7 protein-coding genes are annotated in these 25757 nt (G+C 36.3%); all 7 read left to right on the top strand.

Translation table 11 applies throughout. The annotated features are described in order from the left end of the window. Positions 1-31 precede the first annotated feature (31 nt). Positions 32-4822 (top strand): non-ribosomal peptide synthetase, encoded by a 4791-nt coding sequence (locus B0A80_RS09825; RefSeq protein ID WP_089077179.1) that lies wholly within the window; start codon positions 32-34, stop codon positions 4820-4822. Positions 4823-5001: 179 nt separating this feature from the next. Further along, positions 5002-5994, top strand: coding sequence for a TauD/TfdA family dioxygenase (locus tag B0A80_RS09820; protein WP_035746294.1), 993 nt, complete (start codon positions 5002-5004; stop codon positions 5992-5994). A gap of 87 nt (positions 5995-6081) precedes the next feature. Next, positions 6082-12375 carry a non-ribosomal peptide synthetase gene (locus tag B0A80_RS09815; protein WP_089077178.1) on the top strand — a complete coding sequence of 2098 codons (6294 nt, stop codon included), beginning with the start codon at positions 6082-6084 and terminating at the stop codon, positions 12373-12375. Between the two features lie 20 nt (positions 12376-12395). Further along, positions 12396-15461: a type I polyketide synthase gene (locus B0A80_RS09810; protein ID WP_089077177.1), complete on the top strand. Its 3066-nt coding sequence runs from the start codon at positions 12396-12398 to the stop codon at positions 15459-15461. 86 nt (positions 15462-15547) lie between these two features. Next, the gene (locus tag B0A80_RS09805; RefSeq protein ID WP_089077176.1) at positions 15548-21493 is read left to right on the top strand and encodes a non-ribosomal peptide synthetase; all 5946 of its coding nucleotides are present in this window, start codon (positions 15548-15550) and stop codon (positions 21491-21493) included. Between the two features lie 173 nt (positions 21494-21666). Then, positions 21667-23292 carry an MBL fold metallo-hydrolase gene (locus tag B0A80_RS09800; protein WP_089077175.1) on the top strand — a complete coding sequence of 542 codons (1626 nt, stop codon included), beginning with the start codon at positions 21667-21669 and terminating at the stop codon, positions 23290-23292. Positions 23293-23392: 100 nt separating this feature from the next. Continuing rightward, positions 23393-25726, top strand: coding sequence for an outer membrane beta-barrel family protein (locus B0A80_RS09795; protein ID WP_165769242.1), 2334 nt, complete (start codon positions 23393-23395; stop codon positions 25724-25726). Positions 25727-25757: the final 31 nt, after the last annotated feature.

The raw sequence follows: 25757 nt of genomic DNA, 5'->3' as shown, positions 1-25757 counted from the left end.
GACTACGTTACAAGAAAATATTTTTAAAATCATGGAAAAATTCATAAAAAACTTAAAAGACCTTGGATTTCAGCTTAAAATTAACGGACAGGATTTAGTTTTATTGGGAAAGGAAGGAAAACTTACACCTTCTGATATTAAGATTATCACCGAACGTCAGGACATAACTTCGTTCATTAAAGAAAACAAAGCCGATATTATTGCTTATTTAAAGAAAGAAGATTTTAAACTGGACCGAAAAAACATTTCTTCTATGTACGGATTAAGCCCTGTTCAGGAAGGGATTTTATTTCACAGTACCTATTTGTACAGTACCGGAGCAAAAGAAAATACCACTTATCATACCCAGTTTGATGTTACTTTTTCGTCTAAACTGGATGTAGTTCGCTTTAAAAAAGCCTGGCAGCATGTCATTAACAATCATACCATCCTAAGAACCGGTTTTATTTACGACAAAGTAAATATTCCGATTCAGTTTGTAAACAAAGAAGTAGAAGTTCCGTTACGATTGGTTGATTTAACCGATAGTACGGATCAGGAAAAAGACATAACCTTTAAAAAACTAAAAGACGAAGACCGATTTGAAGATTTTAGTTTTACAAATCCGCCTTTAATGCGTATCACGCTGGCTAAGTTTGGAGAGAGTACTTATAAAATGATCTGGACGAAACATCACGTATTATGGGACGGATGGTCCGGGCAAGTGATCATTCAGGAAGTGATACGTGCGTACACCAACCTAATGCACGGTGTTGAACCTGAGGCACAAGAAGAAGACCGATACGAAGATTTTATCAATTATATTAAAGCGATAGACGCCTTTGAAGAAAAAGAATTCTGGCAGACTTATATGCAGGATTTTAACGAACCTTCATTACTGCCTTTCTGTAAAGCATTACACGAACGTAACAAAGGAAAAGGAAAATATGAGCGTATTACCATTGATTTTGATGCGGAATTAACGCAAAAAATAAATGATTTTTCTAAAGCACAGCATGTTACACCTAATACTTTAACACAGGCTGTCTGGGCCATTTTATTATCAAAATACACTGGTTTTAAAGATATTGTGTACGGTGTTACCGTTTCCGGACGTCCGGCGGAACTCAATTACGACAGCAAAGTAGGATTGTATATCAATACCATTCCGTTAAGAGCAAAAATAGATCAGAATCAAACGATTACTGATTTTCTGGCAATGCTTCAGAAAACATCTGTAACGGCTAGGAATTTCCAACATACGTCTCTTAATAAAATTCAGCAATGGAACGAAATAAAAGGAGATTGTTTTGATACTTTATTATCGTTTACCAACTATCCGTCTAAAAGCAGTGACAGCAAGCAGAAACCGGTTTTAGAAATAGAGAGTGTAAATGTAAAAGAAAACAACAACTATTTACTTTCGATTCAGCCTATGCTGAAAGACAGACTGGTGATCGATTTTACATTCAACAGTTCGATAATGGAGGCCGCTTTTGTTCAGATGATTACCGAACATTTCAGAACAGCCTTGTGTCAAATGGCCGAAGAGCAGTTTACTACAATAGGAGATTTCAATATGCTGGGTGCAGCAGAAATCGAAGTGCTTACCAAAGCTTACAACGCCTCTGAAGTAGATTATCCGGCAGATCAGAATATAGTAGAGATTTTTGAAGAAAAAGCAGCAAAAACTCCCGACGCCGTTGCTTTGACTATAGACGGTAAACACATGACCTATAAAGTATTGAACGAAAAAGCAAATCAGCTTTCCAGATACTTACAAGAGCAGGGTGTAGGTCCGGAAGTCATGGTAGGAATGTGTATCAACCGTTCTTTTGAGATGATCATAGGAATACTTGGAATCTTAAAAGCGGGCGGAGCGTATGTGCCTATTGATCCTGAATATCCAACGGAGCGCATCAGTTTTATACTAAATGACAGTAAGTCAAATATTGTATTGGTAAGCACAAAAAGCAGTGAAACCGTAAAATTAGATATCCCTGTTCAGCTGGTAAATTTAGATCATGCAGATACATTTCTTTCTGCTTATGAAACGACCAATTTAGAGTTGGATTTACCTTTAGACAACCTGGCTTATGTCATTTATACATCAGGAACTACCGGAGTGCCTAAAGGAGTAATGATTGAACACGGCAACGTAGTGAGACTTTTCTTTACGGAAAAACCTTTGTTTGATTTTGACGAAAAAGACGTATGGTGCCTGTTCCATTCTTATAGTTTTGACTTTTCGGTTTGGGAAATATTTGGTGCCTTGTTATACGGAGGCAGACTGGTGATCGTTCCTGAACTGGTTGCAAAAGATACAGAAGCATTTGCAGATCTTTTAGCGGAGCAGAAAGTAACCGTATTGAATCAGACACCTTCTGCATTCAATGCTTTACAAGAGCAGGTAATCGACAAAAAACATCCTTTGAAAGTACGTTATGTAATATTTGGAGGTGAGGCACTTACACCGGGAGTTCTTAAACCATGGGCGGCTCAATATCCGGATTGTGCTTTGATCAACATGTACGGTATTACCGAAACAACGGTGCACGTAACCTTTAAAGAGATCGGAACACGTGAAATTAACCTTAATGTAAGTGATATCGGAAGACCTATCCCAACAATGAGCTGCTATATTCTGGATGAAAATATGGAATTAGTACCCATGGGAGTTGCCGGAGAATTGTTTGTTTCAGGAGCCGGAGTTTCAAGAGGATATTTAAATCGTCCAGAACTTTCAAAAGAACGATTCATGACCAATCCATTCAATCCTGGAGAACGTCTCTATAAAACCGGAGACGTTGCCAAACGACTTTCAAGTGGAGATATTGAATATTTGGGAAGAAACGATAAACAAATCAAAATCAGAGGATTCAGAATAGAACTTGGCGAAGTAGAAGCAGCTTTAAACATCTGTCCGTATGCGAATCATGCCACAGTTATTGTACATGAAGATCAGTTTTATTCGAAAGAATTAGTCGCTTATGTAGTCCTTAAAGACAATTATACACTGGAAGATTTTAAAGGATATCTTTTAGAAAGTCTTCCTAAATATATGGTGCCTACTTTGTGCATCCCTCTGGATGAAATGCCGCTTACCTCAAATGGAAAAGTAAATAAAAAAGCCTTGCCAAAACTGGCATCACAAGGAACAGATGCAAGCGGTTATGTTGCGCCGCGCAATACTAATGAAGAGCAGTTGGTAACCATCTGGAAAGAAATTTTAGACAGAGAACGTATAGGAGTTACCGATAATTTCTTCGAGTTTGGAGGACACAGTTTAAAACTGACAAGACTTATTACCCGATACCATAAAGAGTACGGAATCAAGTTAGAACTTAGAGATTTATTTGTCAACAAAACAATCGAGGAACATTGTCCACTATTATTTGGTGCTGCAGCTGAAAGCAATGAAATCGAAAAAATCACCCCTGTTGCGAAACAAGCGAATTATCCGCTTTCGAGCGGTCAGTACCGCATGTGGGTGTTGAGTCAGTCGGGAGAAAATAATACTTCCTATAATATGCCTGCACAGCTTACTTTGGAAGGATACGATATTCCGCTTTTAAAGAAAGCCATTGATGCTGTTATCGAGCGTCATGAAACATTGCGTACTATATTCAAAGAAGGCGAAAATGCTGAGGTCAGACAATGGATCATTGCGCCTTCAGAAATTGACTTTACCATCCAGGAAGAGGATTTCAGAGGAGAAGCAAATATTGAAAATGCTGTAGCAGATTATATACTGCAGGATACTTTACAGCCTTTTAACCTTGCAGAAGGGCCTTTGTTAAGAATTGCATTACTGCAGGTATCCGATCAGAAACATGTTTTTTATTATAACATGCATCACATTATCGGAGACGGAGTTTCCATAAACATCTTAAAGAGAGACGTACTGGCATTTTACAACGCATTCAAAAATAACACGGTGCCTTCGCTTCCGGTCCTGTCTATCCAGTACAAAGATTTTGCGGTATGGCAAAAGCAGCAATTGGAAAACAATGCTTTTGATCAGCACAAAAAATACTGGCTGCAAACGCTTTCCGGAGACAGAGGAGTATTAGATTTCCCTAGTCAGAAAGCAAGACCAAAAGTGATGACCAATAATGGACAAACGTTAAGAACATTTCTTTCTGATACGGTCACCAGAAAATTTGAAACGTACTGTAAAACAAAAGGAGGAACCTTATTTACAGGAGTAGTAGCGGTTTGGAACATATTGTTTTACAGATATACCAATCAGAAAGATATTAGCATCGGGTCACCGGTTATGGGTAGAGATCATGTAGATCTTGAAAATCAAATCGGACTTTACTTTAATAATATTGTGATTCGCAATCAAATCAATCCGGAGGACAATTTTGACCAGATATTTGATAAGGTTAAAGAAGCCATGTTTGAGAATATGAAACATCAAATGTATCCGTTCGATAACTTGCTGGACGATTTAACCATAAAAGGTGATACCAGCCGTAATCCTTTGTACGATATTATGATATCCTATCACAATACGGGAGCAGCAGAAAATAATAAAGATTTACTGCTTACACAGGAAGAGACGGATCAGATTGTGGTTCAGGATCAAAAAGGATCAAAACTGGACATGCTTATTAATGTTAAAGAAATAGGAAATCACCTGTACTATAACATTAATTACAACACCGATTTGTACAATCAAAGTTTTATCGAAATCCTGATGAACGACTTTAAGTATTTATTGTCACAGCTTTTAGAAAACAGAGCAGAAAGGATAGATGATATTGATTTCCAGAAAGAAACCAAGCAAATCCTGAGAAGCCTTAATGCTAACAAATTTAAATTGGTTAAAAAATAAAAGCCTTTAGCTTATCGCATTTACAGCGATAAAATTCTTTTTCAAATTAGAGTACAGAGCCGCGAATCAGGTTAGATCATTTTTGGTTCGACCTGATTGGTGAAACTCTGAATCTTACGAACTAAATATTTTGATTACAAACACTACAGTCAAAAGCTGTATTCTAAAAAAATAAAATTATGATCAATAGTATACAAAAATTAAAAGGGATTAAAGCTCAAAAAGTAACCGATGTTGCACAAGTTGACTATTCAGTATGGCCAGGTCAGGCAGGATTTCCATTGGTAGTTAAACCATCGGCAGTCGGAATGCAGTTAAACGACTGGGTAGCTCAGAACAGAGCTGAATTTCAGGAAAAAGTGAATACCTACGGAGCCATACTTTTTAGAGGATTTCACATTAACACCGTTGAAAAATTTGAAAATTTCAGCAAATTATATGCAGATACTCCTCTTGAATATAATTTAAGATCATCACCTCGATATTCAGTTGGAAAGAACGTGTACCACACGACAACTTATCCTAAAGAATATTCGATCGAAATGCATAGCGAAAGCTCCTATGCGCCCGTTCATCCAAGCAATATTGTGTTTTGCTGCATCGATCCGGCCGACAAACAAGGTGAAACTCCGATAGCCGATAACAAAAAAGTACTGGAGTATTTAAGCGAAAAAACAAGAACTAAGTTTTTGGAAAAAGGAGTGAAATATGTGAGAAACCTCAACGAAGCTTATGGTTTGTCCTGGAAAGAAGTTTTTCAGACTGAAGACCAAAAAGAAGTAGAGAAAACCTGCAACGAACAAGGCATTTCGTTTGAATGGAAAAGTGATACCAATTTAGTTTTAACATGGACTAAAAAAGCAATTTGGGAACACCCGGCTACAGGAGATTCAGTTTGGTTCAATCACGCTTACTTTTTTAACAAATATGCATTGGAAGCCTCCTTTTTTGATCTGGTAAATTCAGAAGACCAGCTTCCAAATAACACCTTCTACGGAGACGGAACCGAAATCTCAAAAGAAGAAATCGAAGAAATCAGAGAAGCCTATCAAAAAGCTACCGTTTTATTCCCTTGGGAAAAAGGAGATGTATTATTCCTGGACAACATGTTGATGTCACACGGAAGAAGCCCTTATGAAGGTAGCAGACAAATTATAGCCTCCTTATTTTAATTTCTAAACATACCTAATCCAAAAACAAAGTACTGTTCGCGTTCTGCCGGAACAGTTTGAATACCTAATTAATCAGATACTAAAATCATGGAAAAAGAAACAATAAATAACGTTGAAGGATATCAGCTTTCAATAAATCAAATGAACTTATGGAGTGTAGCTGAAAAAAACATACAAAACTATTTTAATCAGGTAGTTATTGATCTGAAAAGTGATGTGACTATAGAAAAGTTAAAACGCGGATTAGCACTCGTAATAAGTAAAAATGAAACCTTATTGTTTAAAATGAACGAGGCACCAAATGTTGGTTTCCTGGTTCAGGCAGTATCTGAATTAAAGCAAACAGAAATAGTCGAAAGAACGGTTCAGGCATTGGATCAGTTTACGATTACATCGACTGTTCAGGAAAGTTTAGGATACGGGTACGACCCTTTAAAAGATAGTGCGATACGTTTTTGTCTGCTGAAAGATTCACAAGGAAATCAGGTATTGGCAGTGCGTTTGTTTTCACTTTGGGCAGACAGTTACAGTACCGCCTTTTTATGCAGCGAACTTTCCAAAGCCATCTTCGACGAAACTTCGTATGAAAAAGAAGAGAGAGAAGTGGTAGAATATCAGGATTTTTCGGCCTGGCAGCAGCAGTTGTTCAGCGATCCGGAAGAAGAAGGAGTGAATTTCTGGAAAAATTATCCAACAGATCTAACCAAAGACATTGTACCGTTTAAGAATCGCAATAATCAGACGTTCAGTCCTCAAAGAAAATCCATCTGCCTTATTGACGGAGATGCTTATACCGAACTAAAAGCCAAAATGGTTCAGGAGGATAGTTCAGCCGAACATTTGCTATTGTCTCAGTTCGCGGCTTATCTGTCAAAATTTGACGAAGACTCTTTTACAATTGGATATCTTCCGTTTAAAAGATATTATAACGAACTTGAAAATACATTTGGTTTAGTAGCAAAAACACTTCCGGTTGGCCTGAACGAATTTGCATCACTATCTGAAAAAGAAGCCATTGCATTTATCAAAAAAACAGTTGCAGAAATTGGAATGTGGTCGGATTATTTCTATGTAAACAGAATTCATGACAAGGAAGTTATTGAAGCTACAACCTTCAACTATGTGTTTGAGTATGCAGAGCTGAATGACAATTATTCTTCAGATACTTTAAAAATAAGAGATCTGTTTAGCGTTACGGATGTTTTTGAAGTAAAGATTAACGCTGTAGATTATGGCGACAGCTTAACCATAGATTTGTATTACGATACGGCTTTGTATTCCGATGCCGCAGCAGCTTTAATGGCTTCTCAGCTTAAGGGAGCTTTTACCAATCAGAATGATGTTTTAGCAGGTCAGGCCATTATAGCTGCGTCAAATGATACAGCTAAAGAATATGCCTCTTTTGATTCTATTTTGGAAATCTTTAACGAGCAGGCAGTAGTACAAGGAAATAACACGGCGCTGTCTTATGATGATGTTACTATTTCTTATAAAGAGTTAGACGAAAAATCAAATCAATTCGCTCAATATTTAATTCAGAATTGTGGGATTCAAAAAGCAGACCCTGTTGCGGTTTTACTGGATCGTTCGCCTTATTTTATGATTAGTGTTTTAGGAATTCTGAAAGCCGGAGCCTACTATATTCCAATGGACACCGCTTATCCAAAAGACCGAATTCAATTTGTTCTGGAAGATGCAGCCTGTAAACTACTTATCAGTACACCGGCTATAATTGGGGAAGAAATTTATGCCGATTTAACCGTTCTTGATCCGTCTAAAGAAGAAATATTTCAAGCACAAGGCGATACATCACTATTTAATAAAGTCCATCCGGAAGATATTGCCTATTGCATTTACACTTCAGGATCTACCGGAAATCCAAAAGGTTGTCTGATCACTCATGCCAATCTTTTAAACTATATACAATGGTCGAATGACTATTATTTTACGGATGCGGAGACAGGAAACTGGGGATTGATTACGTCTATTTCGTTTGATCTTACCATAACGTCTCTTTTTACAAGTTTAACCAGAGGGAAACAATTGTGGATCGGATCGGATGAAAAATCAATTAACGAATTGCTTATAGAAAGTTTTACCAACCCGAATATTGATACTTTAAAATTAACGCCTTCACACCTTTCGTTACTGAAAGAGCTGCGTATAGATAAAACAAACGTTAAAATCATTATTTGCGGCGGTGAACAATTGACTCAGAATCAATTGCAGAATGTGTGGGACATTGACAAAGACATTCGCATATTTAATGAATACGGACCAACTGAAACGACTGTAGGCTGTATCGTAAAAGAAATGACAAGCGATCAGACGGAGGTACGCATTGGGAAACCTATTGCCAATACCACCATAGCAATTGTAGATCAGCAGGGTAATCCTTGCGATATTGGAATGTACGGTGAAATTATAATTTCGGGTGCAGGAGTTGCAAAAGGATATTTAAACCGTCCGGAGCTTAATGCAGAACGTTTTATCGCAACAGAAAATGGTTCATTGTCTTATAAAACAGGAGACATTGCCAGATGGATGGACAATGGAGAGATCATCTACAAACAGCGAAGAGACGATCAGGTCAAAGTAAGAGGTTACCGAATAGAATTAAGTGAAATCGAACAACAGCTGCTGCTGCATCCCGGGATTCATCAGGCAGTTGTATTAGTAGACAGTAAAAATGAGAACGAAAAAGAGATTGTTGCTTTTATTGTTTGTTCTCAAAAAGAAGAATCAAAAGAGATCAAAAGATATCTGGAGCGCAAATTACCAGTGTATATGGTACCCTCTGTGATTATAGAAACAGATGCCATTCCGCTAACTGTAAATGGAAAAGTAGACAAAAAATATTTACTGACATTAAATAAAGGCCGATCATCAAGCGTAGCGTATGTGGCTCCGGTAAATGAACTTGAAACACAAATTACAGCCATTTGGCAGGAAGTACTTCAATTAGATACCGTAGGAACTGAAGATGACTTTTTTGAACTGGGAGGCCACAGTCTTAAAGCAACACAACTGATCAACCAATATCATAAAGTTTTTGAAGTAAAACTGGGATTAAAAGAAGTATTCTCAAGTACGACCATCAAGGCACATGCTAATTTGATTGGAAACTCAGAAATAAAAAAACACCTCTCCATACAAAAAGTTCAGGATGCCGAAGATTATCCGGTTTCAGCAGGACAACGCAGATTATGGGTGTTGAGTCAGTTTACAGGAAGTGCCGGAGTATACAACATGCCTTTTCACCTGGCTTTAAAAGGAGCATATGACGTAAAATGTTTTTCAAAAGCAATAGAAGCTACTATAAGCAGACACGAAGCTTTGCGAACGGTATTTAAAATCAATGATGAGGGTGAGGTAAGACAGGTAATCAAAACGACAGAGGAACTGGGGTTCCATGTAAATTATATGGATTACACAACCGATCTGCATCAGGATACAAACGTAGCGCAGTACATCAAAGAAGACACCTATGCAGCATTTGATCTGACAAACGGACCGTTGGTAAGAGCCAGTATATTGCAGCTTTCAGATGATGATTATATCTTTTATTATAACATACATCATATTATTTGCGACGGCTGGTCAATGAATGTTCTGGCAAAAGATGTTCTGGCACTATACGAACAGCTTCTGGAAGAGAAAGAACCGGAATTACCGGCACTAAAAATCCAGTACAGAGATTATGCAGTCTGGCAGCAGGAACAATTGCAGCAGGAACAAAACAATGTTCATAAAGAATATTGGTTAAAAACACTGACAGGAGAACTTCCTACTTTAGATCTGCCGTATCAAAAAGTAAGACCAACCGTTAAGACTTATGCGGGGAATAGCCTGAGAACTTATATTACACCGGAAGTCACAAACGGACTTAAAAAGTACGGACAAAATCAGGGAGGAAGTTTGTTTATAGGATTGCTGGCCGCCTGGAATGTCCTGTTTCACAAATATACCGCCGAAAAGGATATCATTATCGGAACGCCTGTTGCAGGTAGAGAGCATGCCGATTTAAGTGATCAGATAGGTTTTTATATCAATACACTTCCGTTGCGAAATGCAGTAGATCCGGAGCAGAGTTTTGATTCTTTTTACCAAACAGTAAAAGAAAATACCCTCTCGTCTTATGAACATCAGATGTATCCTTTCGATAATTTGGCAGACGACCTTGATCTTCGAAACGATACCAGCAGAAGTGCCGTGTTTGACGTGATGCTTATGCTACAAAACATGAGAGATGTTGCTGAAAACAAAAATCTGGATCAGACGGCTTTTTATACGATAGAAGATAAGGGGTATAAAGTATCTAAGTTCGATATGGACATTGCGTTTCAGGAACAGGGGGATTATCTCGCTTTTAACATCACTTACAATACCGACCTGTATTCGCAGGAAGCGGTATCACGTATTATAAACCATTACAAACAATTGCTGGAAGTACTGGTACAAGATCCAAATCAGCAGATAAAAAGCATAGATTACCTATCGAAAGAAGAAAAACAAGAGCTTATCGTTGATTTTAATGCCAATTCAGTATCCTATCCGACTGATAAAACATTAATCGATTTGTTTGTACTTCAGGCTGCCAAAACTCCTGAAAATACAGCATTATCATTTAAAAATCAAAAGTATACTTATCAGGAACTGGACCATCTTTCGAACCGTTTGGCGAATTGTTTAAGACAGGATCACCATATTGTAAAAGGAGACTTTATAGGAGTACAGTTAGAAAGAGATGCGTCTGTAATTATTTCGATTTTAGGCATTATGAAAGCGGGAGCGGTTTATATTCCGATAGACACAGCACATCCGGAATCCCGAAAAGCATACATTTATGATGATACCAACATAAAGTTACTCCTTACAGATAAGTCTCATATAACGATCAGCGATGATTTTAAAGGGACCTTGCTTGATCTGGTTACCGATTTTGAACCGAGTAATTATAGTGAAGATTTAGAAGATGTAAAACTTACAACGGATGATTTAGCCTATATCATTTATACTTCGGGTTCTACCGGAAATCCTAAAGGAGTAATGATTGAGCATAAAGGGATTGTAAACACTATTCTCGCTCAAATCGAACTTTTCGATATTACCAATAATGATAATGGATTGCAGTTTGCTTCATTCTCATTTGATGCTTCAATATCCGAAATATTCACAGCACTTTTATCAGGAGCCTGTTTATCTGTAATCGACAGAGAACACCGTGAGGATCCAAAAATGCTGGAGAAATACATTATCGAGAATAAAATCGCTGTAGCGACAATACCGCCTTCTTATTTGAGTCTGATGGACGTAAATTCTTTAAGAAGATTAAAAACTTTAATCACAGCTGGTGAAGCTCCTGTTTATAATAAGGTAAAAGAATATTTGGAGTTAGGAAATTACTATAACGCCTATGGCCCCACAGAAACCAGTATTTGTTCTGCGATGTATGGCTTGCTTAAAGGAGAGGATTTACCATTAGGAAATATACCAATAGGAAAACCGATTGCCAATACCCAAACCTTTATTCTGGACAAGGATCACAAAATAGTACCTGTTGGAGTTATTGGAGAAATATGCATAGGAGGAGCCGGATTGGCCAAAGGTTATTTAAACAGACCGGAACTTACAGCAGAGAAATTTATTGAACATCCGTATGCAGAGAACAAACGCCTTTACAAAACAGGAGATTTAGGAAAATGGCTGCCTGATGGTACTATCGAATTTCTGGGAAGAAAAGACGACCAGGTTAAAATTTCGGGATATCGAATTGAACTCGGAGAAGTAGAGCAAGCTTTACTGGCTCACAATCAAATTGACGAAGCTGTTGTAATGGTAGAGATCAATCAGTTTAATATCAAAAGTTTAATTGCCTATATAGTGGTATCCGATGATACATTGTCGTTAGAACAGCTAAGAGGATTCCTGAAAAACTTAATCCCGCATTATAGCATTCCTTCAGAGTTTATAGCCTTAAAACAGCTGCCGATCACCATAAACGGAAAGATCGATAAAAAAGAACTGGGGAATACACCGGGAATTAAAATAGCCAGCGAAAAACAATACGTAGCACCCGAAACAGAGAAAGAAAAACTGATTACCGGAATCATTGCAGAAGTATTGGGGAAAGAGGCAGGAAGAGTAAGTCTGCAGGACAATTTCTTTGATCTGGGAGCCAATTCCATAAAGATTGTCAAAATACTTAACGAAATCAATAAGCAATTAGGGCTTGATATTAAAGTCGTATCCTTATTTGAAAACCCTAATGTCGAGGAGTTTCTTCAATACTTAAATGCTGTTGATTCACAGGAAAAACAAACCGAACAAGTTCCGGAAGATATATCAGAAGCTCTGGATGAATTTATAAACTTAATGTAATACGATGCAATTTAATTACTATGGAAAATAATATTAGAAAAAAAGATATTGCTATTGTTGGAATTTCAGGTAAATATCCCAAGTCAGATAATATTAATGAGTTCTGGAAACATTTAATGAACGGAGAAGAATTAGTTCATTTTTACAGCGATGATGAATTAAGAGCGGCGGGAGTAACGGAAAAAGAACTTGCTAATCCGGATTTGATTAAAGCACAGGCTTCTCTGGAAGACCCTAATAGTTTTGATTATTCTTTTTTTGGATACACCAGACAAGAAGCAATGTCAATGGACCCTCAGGTGCGTATGATGCACGAACTGGTTTGGCTTGGTCTGGAAGATGCCGGATACAATCCTAAAACATACAAAGATAAAATCGGACTGTATTTGTCTGCTTCAGATAATATGAACTGGAGAGCCTATACGATGATCACCAATAATGATAATGTAAATTCATTTTATCTGAATCAAATCTCCAATAAAAACTTCATCAGTACTCTGATCTCTTATAATATGAACCTTAGAGGTCCCAGTTATTATGTAGATACAGCCTGTTCAAGTTCATTGGTTGGAATTCATCAGGCCTGTCGTTCTTTATTGATGAGAGAATGTTCTATTGCAATTGCCGGAGGAGTAAGAGTATATTCAAAAGTATACAAAGGGCACCAGTATCAGGAAGGAATGACCAATTCTAAAGACGGTCACTGCAAAGCTTTTGATGAAGATTCGTCCGGTATTGTATCCGGGGAAGGAGCCGGAGTAGCCGTTCTGAAAAGACTGGAAGACGCCATAGCCGATAAAGATCAGATTTATGCTGTGATACGTGCCTCAGTAGTAAACAATGATGGAAATCGAAAAGTAGGGTATACAGCTCCAAGTATCAGCGGTCAGTACGAATGCATCAAACAGGCACAGCAGATTGCAGATGCAACACCCGAATCGATAACCTATATTGAAGCACATGGTACCGGTACAAAATTGGGCGATCCTATAGAAGTAGAAGCTCTTAATAAATCTTTTGAATACAATACCAATCATCACTGCGCTTTAGGATCTGTAAAAACTAATATTGGGCATCTGGACAGCGCAGCGGGAATTACAGGATTTCTTAAAACAACACTGGCATTAAAAAATAAAATGCTTCCGCCGTCTCTACATTTTAAAAATCCAAATCCGGAAATTAATTTTAAATCCGGGCCTTTTAAAGTACAGACAGAATTATCGGCCTGGACATCGAAAGACAACCAGCCTTTGAGAGCCGGTGTCAGCAGCTTTGGAATAGGAGGAAATAATGCCCATGTAATTTTACAGGAAGCGCCGCTAAAGGAAGAAATCGCTGAGAACAATTCTTATAAGTTATTGCGTTTTTCTGCACAATCTGTAGGAGCCTTAAATGCCTATCAGGAAAGGTTAACTTCGTTTCTTGAAGAAAATGAAAAAGATAATTTTCAGGATATGGCCTATACTTTGCAGGTCGGCAGAAATCAGTTTAAGTACAATCGTTTTCTGGTAAGCAACTCCAGAGAAAATGCCATTGAAACTTTAAAAGATCCTTTAAGTAAGTCCGTTTATTCCGGTAAACTAAGTCAAAAGAGAAAGATCGTTTTCATGTGTACAGGATCCGGAGCGCAATACCTTAACATGGGTAAAAATCTTTATGAGAAGGAGCCTTATTTTAAAGAGCTCATAGACAAAGGATTTTCGATTATCAAAACGCTAACCGGAGTAGATGTTACCAAGGTTTTGTATGAAGAAAATTCAGCTGCGGAAAAAAATACAGACATTAATAAAAATGAATTCACGCAGCCTATCGTATTTGTTTTTGAATACGCTTTAGCCAAATTAATGATGCGTTGGGGCATCACTCCCGACAAATTAATAGGACACAGTACGGGAGAATATGTTGCCGCTTGTTTAAGTGAAGTGTTTTCTTTTGAAACCGGTGTAAAATTGGTTGCCAAACGTGCATTATTGATGAACAAGACGCCGGAAGGAAGCATGTTAAGCGTATCGCTTTCTGAAGAAAAAATAAAAGCCTACCTAAATGATCAGGTGAGTTTAGCAGTGGTTAATTCTCCGGAATCTTGCGTTTTATCAGGTACAGATTCAGCTATAGAGGCACTAATAGAAATATTGGAAACCGAAGAAATTTTATGTTCAAAACTAAGAATTTCATTAGGAGGGCATTCCTTTTTAATGGATTCAGTGCTGGATGAATTTAGAGAGGAGTTAGAAAAAGTCGAATTCTCAACACCTAAGATTCCTTTCGTATCCAATCTTACAGGACAGTTAATAAGTTCAGAAGAAGCGGTATCATCACAATATTGGGTTGATCATTTGCGTCATACAGTACGATTCTCAGACGGATTAGCCACATTGTTAAAAGATTCGGATAGCATTTTTATTGAAGTCGGACCAGGAAATACCTTAACCACCTTGTTTCAGCAGCAACAGCACGATGAAACTTCCAATAATACCGCTATAAATTTGGTCAGACATCCCAAACAGGAAATTAATGATCAGGAGCATCTTTGTCAAAAATTAGGAGAATTGTGGATGAATGGTATCGATATTAACTGGGAAACTTACTACGGAGAGCAAAAGCCATACAGAGTGTCAATGCCGGGTTATGTATTTAATAAAACAAAACTGCCTGTAAAAGTAAATCCTTTTGCGTTTCTCAATTTTTCAGGATCAGAAGGAGATTCTATTGCCATACCTCTCACCACAGAATATTATGATGACAGTGAAGCCTTCCAGGATGATTTAGAGGATAATGCGGTGTCTTTTGTAAACTATGTACCACCATCAAATGAAACCGAGGAAAAGCTTGTTGAAATGTGGAAATCATTTTTCAGTAAAGATGAAATTGGAGTTTTACATGATTTCTTTGCCTTAGGAGGCAATTCTTTAAAAGGTGTTACCATGCTTAAACTGATTCAGAAACGATTTGACATCGAAATCAAGATTAAAGATTTCTACCAAAAATCGACCATCAAAGAATTGGCTGCAGAAATAGATATGGCATTGAAATTTGTAACTCTTCAGGAAAATGAAAATAGCTACAAATCGGTTATGACCATTTAGACAGAGTCCTTTTTTCTTTTTCGCTTTAAGTGAAATAATATACCAAAAAAATAATCTTAACTATTAAACCCAAAAAACGTAACAAAATGGTCAATTTATTAAACGAGATATATGATAGTAACATTACAATATCGCTGGATGGAGAAGATCTGAAACTTGGTTTTAAAGATGATGTGATTGATGAAACGCTCATCAAAAAGATAAAAGAAAACAAACAGGAAATCGTTTCCTACTTAATCAAGTATACATCTTCGAATAAACATAATAATATACCAAGAGTTAATAGCCAGGAAAGCTATGAAGTTTCTTCGTTTGCCCTTGGAATATTGTCTTCTGTACTTGCCGATTCAGATTCAAAAGGTTTTAATTATGTGCTGACGTCTTCTGCACATTTAAAACAAGAGATCAATGTTGAAAATTTTAAGCGTGCCGTGTATAGCACCATTGAGCGACATGAATCACTGCGTACTGTATTTAGAATCAATAAGGAAGGAGAAATTAGGCAGCATATCCTGCAAAGCGAAGATATAGATTTTACGATAAACTTTTTTGACTTTAGAACTTTAGACAAAAAAGAAGAAATGATTAAAACTATTACCAGAGAGGACTTAGAAAAACCGTTTAATATTGGTGAGGGGCCTTTATTTAGAGTTCATTTGTTTCAACTCAAGGACAGTGAATTTATTTTTCATCTAAGTATACATCACGTAATTAGTGATGCCTGGTCTATTGATGTTCTGTTTAAAAATGTTCTTGCATTTTACTCGGCGTTTGAGTTGGGAGTTTCAGCTGAACTACCCGAGCTAAATATTCAATACAAAGATTATGCAGCCTGGCAAAACGAGCAGCTCTCTAAAGGACTGTTTAAAACTCAGGAAGCATATTTTAAAGAAACATTTTCCGATGAGTTACCGGTTCTTAATTTCACAAATAACAAGAGCCGACCAGCAGTGAGAACTGTTAACGGAGTTGCACTTAAAGCCTATCTTTCTAAAGAAACCACAGCACTGTTTAAAAAGCTGTGCTCTGATAAAAAGGGAAGTATTTTTATGGGGCTGATTGCCGTATGGAATGTACTTTTATATAAGTACACCAACAGTAAAGATGTCATTATTGGGACTGCTGTGGGAGGACGTGATCACATAGATTTAAAAGAACAAATCGGAGGTTATATTAACTCATTGCCACTGCGCAATCAAATTGATCCGGAACAGTCCTTCAGTACTTTTTTTGAAACTGTAAAAGAAAATACATTATCAGCCTTAGATTGTCAGTTTTATCCTTTCGCCGACTTATTAAAACTCATTAATTATAAAAGAGATATGTCAAGGTCTCCTTTATTTGATGTGATGATTCTGTTGCAAAATGCAGTAGACAATAACCATCAATATAAGATAGACGAAGCCCAAATAAAGAATATTAAACGATTAAGAGAAACTCCTGTATTGACGGATTTAGATATCAACTTTATTGAAGAAGGAGATTATTTAGCCTGTCAGTTAATTTACAATACAGACGTTCTGGAATCAGAATATGTAATAGGGTTATTGACACACTTTAAACAATTAGTGGAGAAAATAGTTTTGCATCCTAATATACCAATCTCAAAAATTGATTATTTATCTGTAAACGAAAGAGAAGAGCTATTGTTAGATTTTAATGATATAATACTGGATTATTCTGAGGAAGAAACTTTATTATCCTTATTTGAAAGACAAGTAAAACAAACTCCGGATGGAACCGCTTTGTTTGCAGGAAATAAAAAATTCACCTACAAAGAATTGGATGTAGCTTCAACTGATTTGGCTCGTTACATCTTTAAACATTATCAAATTGAAAAGGGGAAATTTATAGGTATACAGCTCGAACGAAATGAGTGGAACATTATATCCATGCTTGCGATCTTAAAACTGGGTTGTGCATATGTTCCAATTGCACCTGAAATGCCTGATCAGGTAAAAGAACATATTATTACTGATACTCAATTAGAATTACTGATTACGACAACATCTTATATGTTTGATATGGAATTCTATACGGGAGCCTTAATAGCCGTAGATTTAGGTTTTGATGTTAGTGATTGTGATTTGGTGGAAGTTGATGTACTTCCTTCAGATTTGGCTTATGTAATTTATACCTCGGGATCAACAGGACTTCCAAAAGGAGTGATGATTGAACACGGTCAGATTGTAAATACGATTCTTTCGCAAATTGATTATTTTAAACTAGATCAGAATAACAGAGGCTTGCAGTTTGCCCCTTTTTCTTTCGATGCATCGGTATGGGAAACATTTATGATTCTGCTCTCAGGAGGAAGCCTTTATATGGCAAACGAAGAGCAGCGAAAAGATGCCAATACACTGACTGCTTTCATAAAAGAGAATAATATTAATATCGCAACATTACCACCTTCTTACATTGCTCTGGTTGATATAGATGATTTAAAGACATTAGAGACACTCATCACAGCCGGGGAGGCACCGGATTATGAAATCATAAAGCCATATCTTAAATACGGGACTTATTACAATGCCTATGGTCCAACGGAGGTCAGTGTTTGTGGAACGATTTTTAAGATGCCGGAAAGTGATACTGAGGCCTATCGTAATATTCCAATTGGAAAGCCAATTTCTAATGCTAAAATTCATATTCTGGATCACTATAATAATCTGGTCCCAGTAGGAGTAGTAGGAGAAATATGCATAGGAGGAACAGGAGTTGCAAGAGGATATTTAAACAGAGAAGAACTGACAAACAGTAAGTTTATTAAAAATCCATTTGCTGCAGATGGTAATTTGTACCGAACAGGAGACTTAGGAAAGTGGACAAAAGAGGGAAATATTATTTATGTCGGACGTAATGATGAGCAAGTAAAAATAAGAGGCTACCGTATTGAACTTTCTGCCATTGAACAACAATTACTGCTCAATGATCAAATATTGGAAACTGTTGTTTGCGTAGAAGAAGGATACGAGGGAGCGAAGGAGCTTGTCGCTTATATTGTAGCATCAGAAACAATTAACTCCGGAAACATCAGATCCTTTCTTTCTAAAATTCTTCCTGAATATATGCTTCCGCAAAAATATGTGCAGTTGGAACAAATGCCACTCACAATTAACGGAAAAATTGATAAAAAAGCATTATACAAATTACAGAATGGTACCGTAATAGAAGACAATCATGTATTTGTGGCTGCAACAACTTTAGAAGAAAAACTACTGGTAAGTGTTTGGGAAGAAGTATTGAAGAAAGAAGGAATAGGTATTAAAGATAATTTTTTTAGTATTGGAGGGGACTCAATAAAATCAATACAAATTGTTTCAAAACTCAAACAACATGGATTTGTACTTAAGGCAGGTGATATCATATCAAATCCCAGACTGGAAGACCTTGTGCCTCTAATGCAAAAAAATGATCAGATCCTCGATCAGTCAGAAGTAACAGGAGAAGTGGTTTTGACACCTATTCAGGAATTCTTCTTTAGTAAAGTGAAGGACAAAATATTTAATGAACCGGAGTATTATAATCATACTGTTTTACTTCGAACAGAAGATGAGGTCGATCCAAAGGTTTTAAAAACGTCTATCGATCAGCTGGTACAACATCATGATGTACTTAGAATGGTTTTTCCGGTTGAGAATAATACCAGAAAGCAATATAATAAAAGCAGTACGGAAGAAAGTTATACCATACATTTTTATGATTTAAGGGAAGACGAAGATTATTTGACGACTATTAGAAATGCCGGAATAGCATTACAATCTTCTTTTGAGATAGCTAAAGGACCTTTAGTAAGAATTGGCCATTTTAGATTAAAAGATGGTGATCGTATCGCTTTTATCATCCACCATTTAGTCGTGGACGGGGTTTCCTGGAGAATTTTGTTGCAAGACTTTGCCGATTTGTATGCGAATAATAGAGAAGGGAATGAGTATAAGCTTCCCTATAAAACTACCTCGTACCAAGCCTGGGCAAAAGAACTGAAAGCCTACGCACAGGATTTAAAAACAACAGAAGAACTTTCGTACTGGCAGGAGGTTTGTTCACAACGTGTTATTCCGTTAAATGCAATAGAAGAAAATGAAGCGTACAAACTAAATTGTGACAGTAAAGCTACTATGTTTCTAGACAAAGAGACCACAACGCTTTTACAAACTTCAGCGCACATCTTATATAATACTCAGATAGATGATGTAATTCTGACCTGTTTGGGACTTGCTATTAAAGAGACATTGCATAGAGATCGGGTAACCATACAAATGGAAGGCCATGGAAGAGAAGAAATCATAGATACTGTCGATATAAGTCGTACTGTTGGATATTTCACATCGTTTTATCCTTTTGTATTGAATGTGTCCAAAGATGAGGCTCTTGAAAATTTATTAAAAGTAAAGGCAGACTTGTCAAAAATTCCAAACAAAGGAATAGGATATAGTACATTACATTTTTTAAATGAGGATGTAGATTTGAGTACGACTTTTGATTTGGAATATAATTATTTGGGAGATTTTGGATACGATGTTTCATCAAAGAAAGACCTGGTATTTACTTATGGAGCTGAGAGTATTGGAGGAAATTCAAGTCCGGAAAACTACAATAATATTGGACTGAGTTTTGTAGGAATGATTTCACTGGGTGAACTTAAAATAAGCATAGGATATTCTTCTTTATTATTTGAAAAGGCAACAATAGATGAATTGACAAGTGCCTTCAAGAACAACTTAGTTACTATGGTAAATCATTTGACATTGCTAAGTGAGAGTCAGGCACATAATAGTGACCATATTGAGATCAACACAGCATCTGATTTTGAAGTAACGCCCAATCAGAATTTTATACTGGGCAAAACAATGTCTCAAGGGATTATAGGTCCGATAGTTGCTCCCAAATTTGCTTCAAAAGAAGATTTCTTGGAAAAATTCAGACCTTTTATAGATTTTTTTCCAATTTTAAAAACTCAATTCTACAAACAAGGTGAATTGATAAAACAACGTATGTTGCCTTCTTCAGAAGTTAAAATAGAAGTCTATCAGGATACACAAATAAACCAGGAACAGCTTACTTCTTTACTGTCAAAACCTTTTGATGTAATTGAAGGAGCATTAGTGAAAGTACTTATTATTCAGGACACCAACAATCAGTCAGATCAAAATTCTTATATGTTTATAAGTATTCATCATGCACTTACAGATGCCTTTACAAATAGTATTTTGATAGCAAACCTTAGAGCTTATTTTAATGACCAGCCTTTAGAAGTTAATCATACTTTATATTATGAATTTGCAACATGGCAAAAAGCATATTTGCACTCGGCAGAAGCAAACGAACATAGAAAATATTGGCTGGAGACATTAAAAGATGTTGTAACAAAAGATGAAATTGATGATAAACCAACTGGACTAAAAGATTATGTACAGCAAACGGCCTGGATAACGGGGGAATCATTTAAAACTTTTTCAAGAATAATAAATAACACAGGTTTGACTCCTTCTGCATTTTTTATGGCATTACATCAGTTAATGCTTAATAGACATAGTGATAAAACATTACAGTTGATATTAGCACAAGGGAGAGAATTTGGAGATAAAGACATGGAGAGTCATAAAGTGCTGGGAGTTGTAAATAACTTTTTGCCTTTACCGGTTTTGCAATTTTCGGATAGTACAAAAAATAAATACGTCAGAGAAGTTTACAGCGCTTACATGGAAGCACTTGCACATCAGCAAATTCCTTATGAGGTGATCTGTGAAGATGTGGAGCGTGTTTATGACGTTTCGGTAAAAAGTGAAGTAGGTGGACTCTTAAATTTTATTACTAATGAAAGTGAAAAAAGTTTTTCGGCTCCAGTAATAGAAAATAACACAACTTATTCTAAAAATGACTTTAATGAAGGATTAGACTTAAGTTGCAATACCTATTCGAATGCTATTGAAGTGAGTATGTATTGTTCATTGGAAAAATATAATTTATCATTTTCAAAAGACTTTAACTTTAAAAATTACCTGCTTGAACTTTCCGCAGAATTAGTTTAGGAAAGTACAGAAATCAATACAAAATCTTCTCTTTTACAAGAACTTATGAAGAGCAATAAAGATATTGCATTGCACTTTATGAGCTTCTTAAAACAACCTATGTCTGTTTGTAAAATAGACTCTTGAGAAATTATAACACTATTTATTCAAATAAAACTTAAAAATTATAAAAAATGGAAATCCAAAATGATGATTTAGTATACATTAAAAGAAATTTAGCTATCGAACCTTTAGTAGACAACTGGTATGCATGGCCTCACTTAATATCACCGGCTACGGCAGCAATGAACATTAAGGACAGACATTTGAAAATTATGACTTCTTATGTTCAGAATCCGATGATTCACGCGGCGGCAGTTAAAACCCCTAAAATGTTAGGCGGACCTTTCATCGATTATGATGGAAAAAGAGTAGATGAAATCAAAGGACTTATTGATAACACCAAAGAACAATGTGCAGATCTTCTGAAATTAAGAGAAGATGTATTCGCTCTTAACGATATGCTTAAAAAAGAGGCAAAAGGATATGCACTTACAGAATTGTACAATAAAATACCGGAGAGTTTGCAAGGTCTTGTAGAATTGGTATATGATATCAATAACAATCCGTCATTTCGCTTTTTTGAATCCTTATTGTATGAAACAGAGTTTTACAATGAGTCGCTTCAAAGTTTCAATTTATTTTTAGTACATGACGATGATTCAAGATCATTTGTACTAAGCACACCAAAATTGCCGGGAGAGGATATTTTAAGAGTAAACTTGCCTTTGAAAAGCGAGAAAATAGATCAGCTTTTTGAAATGGAAGACCACCCAAAAACGTTTGGAGAAATCGCCAGAATATTTGAAGTTGAGGTAGAAGACCTTCCTTTGTTTAAATCGTTTTTCACAAAAGAAAAATCTAAAAAATACGAGCGTTATAGCGGAGACGGTGTTCTAACAAGATATTTTGGACATGCCTGTATTCTTACCGAAACCAAAAGTACAACAATCCTTGCGGACCCTTTAGTAAGTTACGGTTATGAATCGGATATATCACGTTATTCTTATGATGATTTGCCGGAATCTATCGATTATGTATTGGTAACACACAATCATCAGGATCATATTCTTTTCGAAACCTTGCTGAGGCTTCGACGTAAGATCAAAAACATCATAGTTCCAAAAAGCAACGGAGGTTTTCTTCAGGATCCAAACCTGAAATTAATGTTTGAAAGAATAGGATTCAAAAATATTATAGAGCTGGGAGAAATGGAAACCATTCATTTTGACGATTGTTCTATTACAGGATTGCCATTTGTGGGAGAACATTGTGATTTGGATGTAAGAAGTAAATTGTGCCATCACGTTGCCTATAAAGACGGATTAAAAATATTGTTTGCGGCAGATTCCTGCAACGTATCTCCAAAACTATACGAGCGTATTCACAAGGTAATGGGAGACATAAATGTTATTTTCTTAGGAATGGAATGCGAAGGAGCGCCATTATCCTGGTTATATGGCCCTCTGATGCCGGAAACTTTAGCACGAGATAAAGACGAATCCAGACGATTGGCCGGATGTAATTTCGAGCAGGCTAAAGCAATGGTAGATGTTTTTAAACCTAGCGAAGTATTTGTATATGCAATGGGAATGGAGCCTTGGCTTAAGTACATCAGTTCAATCAAATACACAGATGAATCTATTCCAATTGTAGAGTCAAACAAACTGTTAGAATACTGTCTTGCCAATGATATAGATCCGGAAAGACTTTATGGAGAGAAAATTATCGAATACAAAAATGATCTTGTCCTGAGTTAAAAATCAGGAAAGTTTAATAAAAGCTCTTATAGCAACAAACCAAATAATAATTAATATCATGATAAAATCAATATTCATATATGCACTAGTATTGTTATGTATGTCTTCTGTATCTGCGCAATCTTTGACCCAAGTATCAGGAATACTAACAGGAGAGGATCCTAATGAAAAGCTGGCCTACGCTTCAGTTATCGTAAAGCAGAACGCATTGATGGTAGAAACGGTAATTACCAATGATAAAGGAGAGTTTAAAATTGAAGGGATTAAAACAGGGAAATACAACGTTGAGTTTCAGTTTTTAAGTTTTGAAAGCACCACAATAGAATTAGACGTAGATGGTTCTAAATCCCATATTAATCTTGGAATCATTAAGTTGAAATCGAATGTAACCTCTCTGAACGAAGTTGTTGTTACGGCTGAAACTTCTCAGTTGGCATTAAAACTGGATAAAAAAGTATTTGATGTAGGTAAAGATCTGATTTCAAAGGGAGGATCTGCAACACAGGTGCTGGACAACGTACCCTCTGTAAGAGTTGATCCTTCGGGTGCAGTAAGTTTAAGAGGCAACAGTAATGTTCTAATACTTATTAACGGAAGAAAATCGGGACTAACATCGATTCAGGGTTTGGAACAAATTCCGGCAGAATCCATAAAATCGATCGAACTGATTACCAATCCTTCATCACGTTATGATGCAGCCGGGTCAGCCGGAATTATCAATATTGTTCTAAAAAAGAATAACAAACAGGATCTGAGTGGGAGTATGACGCTTTCAACAGGAATACCAGCCGATCACAGAATATTGGGAAGCCTTAATTATAAAAAAGGAAAATTTAATTTGTTCTCCAATTTTGGAGTCCGTTATTCCGATTATGTAGGGCTTAACACCAGAGATCAGGTAACGACATCAGATGGAAAGAATCTTTTTTTAAGCCAGCGCGAAGATCAGGACCGACATGATGATGGAGCATTAGTGTATTTAGGACTTGATTATGCTATAGATGATAATAATTCGATTACAACAGCATTTTATCGTAATCAGACCAAAGATAAAGATATCAATACTTTTAACTATTATCTTTCAGGAGACGGAGTTAGTAATTCACACATCAGAACTATCGCCGATTCAGAAGAAAGAAGAAGTTACAATCAGTTGGAGTTTAACTATACCAGAACTTTTAAAAAACCGGGTAAGAAATTTACCATAGACGGTCAATATGATTTTTGGAATAGCACAAAGGATTTTAACATTCAACGAAGAACCATTACACCAGATAACGGAGACTACTCTGTCATTGACACAAAATCCAACAGAGGTAATGACGATATCGTAATCCAGTCTGATTTTGTTACTCCTTTAAGTGAGACCGCAAATTTAGAAGTTGGAGTAAAAGTAGAACATCGATTAATCTCTACGGACTTTGCAGCTGATGAGGAAGTTAACGGAACACTACAGCCAATAGATGGTTTCAATAATGGGTTAGACTACAGAGAGCAGATCTTAGGAGCATACGCTCAATATGGAGATAAGATAAACAAATTCAGTTATCAGTTAGGACTAAGAACGGAGTACACCAGTATTGAAATTAAAGATCAAAATACAAGAGGTATTTTAACCGATAGTACTTATACGAGATTGTTTCCGTCTGTAAATTTAAGTTATGCCTTTTCAGAAAAATCGACTTTCCATTTAAATTACAGTCAGCGCATCAACAGGCCTAATCTGTTACAGTTAAATCCTTTTCCTGAACTTCAGGATTTTAATTCGCGTATTTTTGGAAACATTAAGCTAAGGCCTTCTTTAACCGATGGTATAGAGTTGAGTCTTTTAAGTAAAACGAAAAAATGGGTACTTAATCCATCAGTGTATTACTCCAAAACCAGAAATAATTTTCAATATTTCACTTCACAAAATGAGGATGATATTTTTGAAACAGTTTTAATAAATCTTGATTCAGAGTCGCGATTTGGAGTGGAACTTTCAGCACAATATACTCCAGAAAAATGGTTGTCTTTGAACGCAGTTCTTAATGCCTATAGTTTTGACCAAAAGGGAAATGCAGGAACAACAAATCTGGATTATTCTAATGAAACCTGGACTGCCACCTTAATAAGTCAGATTAAGCTTCCTCAAAGTCTTACGTTTCAAAGTAAATTCGAATACCAGGCTCCGGTAAGTGATGCTCAAACACATACTAAATCTTATTATTATTTGAGTATGGCATTGGGAAAATCGTTATTTAAAAATAATGCAACATTAACGTTGGGTGTAAATAATATTTTTAATACCAGAAAAATAAGAGATACAACCATTGGGAGCAACTTTGTTGTAAACCAAATGACCAATTTTAATGCGGCTCGATGGAATCTCAATTTCAATTACAAATTCAATAAAGGGAAAAACAGAAAAGAGCAAAAAAGTAATAGAGAATAGCGCTCTTATAAAGTTATATCCTTAAAAAAAA

This window comes from Flavobacterium tructae (assembly GCF_002217475.1).
GTDB classification, from domain to species: Bacteria; Bacteroidota; Bacteroidia; order Flavobacteriales; family Flavobacteriaceae; genus Flavobacterium; species Flavobacterium tructae.
Note: the sequence above shows the minus strand (reverse complement) of the source record. Positions and strands in the feature narration are given on the sequence as shown.

Bases quoted from the DNA above. Each gene is read 5' to 3' on its own strand.
- B0A80_RS09825 (WP_089077179.1), top strand. From the start codon at position 32: ATGGAAAAATTCATAAAAAACTTAAAAGACCTTGGATTTCAGCTTAAA.
- B0A80_RS09820 (WP_035746294.1), top strand. From the start codon at position 5,002: ATGATCAATAGTATACAAAAATTAAAAGGGATTAAAGCTCAAAAAGTA.
- B0A80_RS09815 (WP_089077178.1), top strand. From the start codon at position 6,082: ATGGAAAAAGAAACAATAAATAACGTTGAAGGATATCAGCTTTCAATA.
- B0A80_RS09810 (WP_089077177.1), top strand. From the start codon at position 12,396: ATGGAAAATAATATTAGAAAAAAAGATATTGCTATTGTTGGAATTTCA.
- B0A80_RS09805 (WP_089077176.1), top strand. From the start codon at position 15,548: ATGGTCAATTTATTAAACGAGATATATGATAGTAACATTACAATATCG.
- B0A80_RS09800 (WP_089077175.1), top strand. From the start codon at position 21,667: ATGGAAATCCAAAATGATGATTTAGTATACATTAAAAGAAATTTAGCT.
- B0A80_RS09795 (WP_165769242.1), top strand. From the start codon at position 23,393: ATGTCTTCTGTATCTGCGCAATCTTTGACCCAAGTATCAGGAATACTA.